General features: G+C 38.3%; 2 protein-coding genes. Both read left to right on the forward strand.

The annotated features are described in order from the left end of the window. Positions 1-2340: TonB-dependent receptor (locus E1171_RS04245; RefSeq protein ID WP_155204424.1), on the forward strand; the 2340-nt coding region annotated here is incomplete at its 5' end. A gap of 25 nt (positions 2341-2365) precedes the next feature. Further along, positions 2366-3304: DUF4249 domain-containing protein (locus tag E1171_RS04250; RefSeq protein ID WP_155204427.1), on the forward strand; the 939-nt coding region annotated here is incomplete at its 3' end.

Genomic DNA, 3304 nt, shown 5'->3' on the forward strand with positions numbered 1-3304 from the left:
GTTTTTTTTCTTGTTTTTATTGGGGAGACTAATTCTCAGAATCAGGTACACAAATCTACACTTAGTGGATATGTAAAAGAAAAGGGAAGTGGGGAATTGCTCCCAGGTGTAACCGTTTATATTCCTTCTTTACAGACGGGTACAAGTACAAATGCTTATGGTTTCTATTCTCTTACTATTCCCAAGGGTCAGTATGAAGTGATTTTTTCTTTTGTGGGATATGAAGCCCTTATAACAAAGCTAAACTTGGTGAATAATCAGGAATTTAGCCTTGGTTTGGATCCTGCTCAGTTAAAGTTGGAGGAAGTAGAAATAATTGCTGAACAGCAGGAGAAAATTAGTGAGCAGGCCCAAATGAGTCTTGTCAAGGTCCCGGTTCAGCAACTCAAAGATATTCCTGCATTTTTAGGGGAAAAGGATGTTTTAAAAGTCCTTCAACTAATGCCGGGAATTCAGTCCGGAAATGAGGGTAGTAGTGGTTTATATGTTAGAGGAGGTGGGCCGGACCAAAATCTATTGATTTTGGATGATGCCATTGTTTATAATGCCAACCACTTATTCGGCTTTTTTTCGGTTTTTAATGGAGATGCCTTAAAAAGTGTGGAAATGTACAAGGGAGGTTTTCCAGCCCGTTTTGGTGGGAGGCTTTCTTCTGTTGTAAAAATGGACATGAAAGAGGGGCATAAGGAAGAATATCATGGGAAGGCTGCCATTGGAATAGTTTCCGCCAATGGGGTGTTTGAAGGCCCCATAGTGAAGAATAAATCCTCTTTTTTACTTTCTGGCCGCCGGACGTATATCGATTTGTTGGCTAGACCATTTATGTCTGCTGATGAAAAAGCGGGATATTATTTTTATGACTTAAATGCTAAGCTGAATTATGAGTTTAGTCCCAGAGATAAACTCTATCTTAGTGGCTATTTTGGACGTGACCAAGCCATGGTTAAATATTTTTTAAAATGGAGCACAGAAGCCGAACTTTATTGGGGTAATGCTACTGGGACGTTAAGGTGGAATCATTTGTTTAATAATAAATTATTCGCAAATACCGCCCTTATCTTTAGTGATTATGAGTTTGAAATAGATGTAAATGGCAAGCATTTTTCTGATGATTTTAAATTGGAGTATAAATCCGGAATTCGAAATTATACCCTTAAGATTGACCTTGACTATCTGCCCAATCCCTATCATCATATAAGAGCCGGGACCCAAATTACTCTTCATCAATTTACTCCCACCGCCTTTGTAGTGGAGGATAAACTTATTGATAAACTGGTTAATGAAAAAAAAGTTTACCAATCTTTTGAAACTGGGTTCTATATAGAAGACAACCTCAGGCTTTTCAAAAAACTCAATATAGATGTAGGGATGAGGCTAAGTCATTTTATATATGAAAATAAGCAATATGTAAAGGCTGAACCCAGGTTTTCTGCTGCTTATCAATTGAAGCCAAACCTAGCGGCCAAAGCTTCCTTTGCTTCCATGAATCAATACATCCATTTGTTGAGTAATTCTGGAGTTGGACTTCCTACTGACCTTTGGGTATCTTCTACCGATAAAGTTAAACCACAATCTTCGCATCAAATTGCTTGGGGATTAGCCTGGGATTTTCCTGAGAGAAATTTCGCTGTGACATTGGAAAGCTATTACAAAAGGTCTCAGAATGTGATCGCCTACAAGGAGGGAGCAACCTTTCTTTTGGTAAACGACGATCCTGCAAAAGTGAAACCTGTAGAGTGGCAGCAAAATATTACCTCCGGTAGTGGTACCTATTATGGAGCGGAATTGCTTTTACAAAGAAAATTTGGTCGATTGTCAGGTTGGGTGGGATATACTTTATCCTGGGCCAAATTACATTTTGCTGACTTGAACCATGGAGAACCTTTTTTTGCTAAAAACGATCGCCGACATGACATCTCTATTGTGGGTATTTATAAGCTTAAAAAGAACATTACCCTATCCCTCAGTTGGGTTTACGGAAGTGGAAATAATTATACGTTGGGAAAAAGGGATTATTTCGCATTGACACACCAACTAATCCCCGATTTTAGATGGGGCCGCACTGATTTTCCAAAAAGCGAATGGATAATTGATTATGAGGAAAAGAATAATTTTAGAGCTGAAGCTTATCATCGATTGGATGTTAACATACAGTTTTCCAAAAAGAAAAAACGGTGGACCAGAATTTGGGAGTTTGGGATATACAATGTTTATAATCGGAGAAATCCTTTCTTTTACATGCAGAGTTTCAAAGAGGAAGATGGGAATTTAGTTGGGGTTTTGGAAAAAGTAACCCTCTTTCCTTTCCTTCCTTCCGTGAATTACCGAATTGAATTTTAATTAAAAGGCAAAGTTTACTGATCCCATGAAAAGAAATTCAATGTTTCGAAAAGTGCAGCTTAGGAACTTCCTTTTTTTTCTAATTCTTCCTTGCTTTCAGGCCTGCAATCTTAGTTTTGTTGAAGAGGTAGAGACCGACCGTTTGGATACGGATATTAAAAAGCTTGTGGTTCTTTCCTTTATTTCTCCACAGGACTCGATGATTAGGGTGCATGTAAGTTTGAGCGATCCTTCCCTAGGAGTTCTTCCCGTGAATTATTTTGACAGAAAACCTGGTGTTTTAAAAGGTGCCACTGTGATCATAAGTAATGGGCAACAACAGGGCTCTCTTTCTTATATGGAAATTGATGATGAATCTGAAATTGAGAAGTATCCGGGAGGGGGATATTACGGTATCCCTTTTAGGGATTTTCCGATTGAGGCAGGAAAAACTTATTATTTAACGGTTTCCTCCCCTCAAGCAAAAACCGTAACAGCTTTCTGCACGGTTCCTTTTGAACCTCCGGTATTGGAAATAGAGGTATTTAAATATGACGATGGCCATAATTTCAGGAAGAAACTTGGGGTGGAAAGTAGGTGGCAGTCAAAGAGCTCATATACTTCTTATTATTCCTACCAAATTGTAAGTAAGCATTCCATGGAATATTATGGGGATTCAACTGGGAGCGTGAATATATACCAAAGGACTATTGTAAAGGAGTTTATTCGAGATGCTGAAGAAGAAAAAAAGCGTTTTACATACCGAACAGCGTTGGATTTCAGTGTATTTTATGAACAACATAGAGATTATGCCAGGGAGAAAAACGTGGTAGAAGTCTTTCTCTTAAATACGGATGAGTTGTACTACAAATATCACCAAAGTTTGGCCCATTATAAGGAAAATATATTTACGGAACCCTTCCAGGTACCCACAAATATAGAAGGTGGGTTAGGTGTTTTTTCCGCTTATAATATGCGAATGGTA

It is taken from the genome of Xanthovirga aplysinae (genome assembly GCF_009711365.1).
Taxonomy (GTDB): Bacteria; Bacteroidota; Bacteroidia; order Cytophagales; family Cyclobacteriaceae; genus Xanthovirga; species Xanthovirga aplysinae.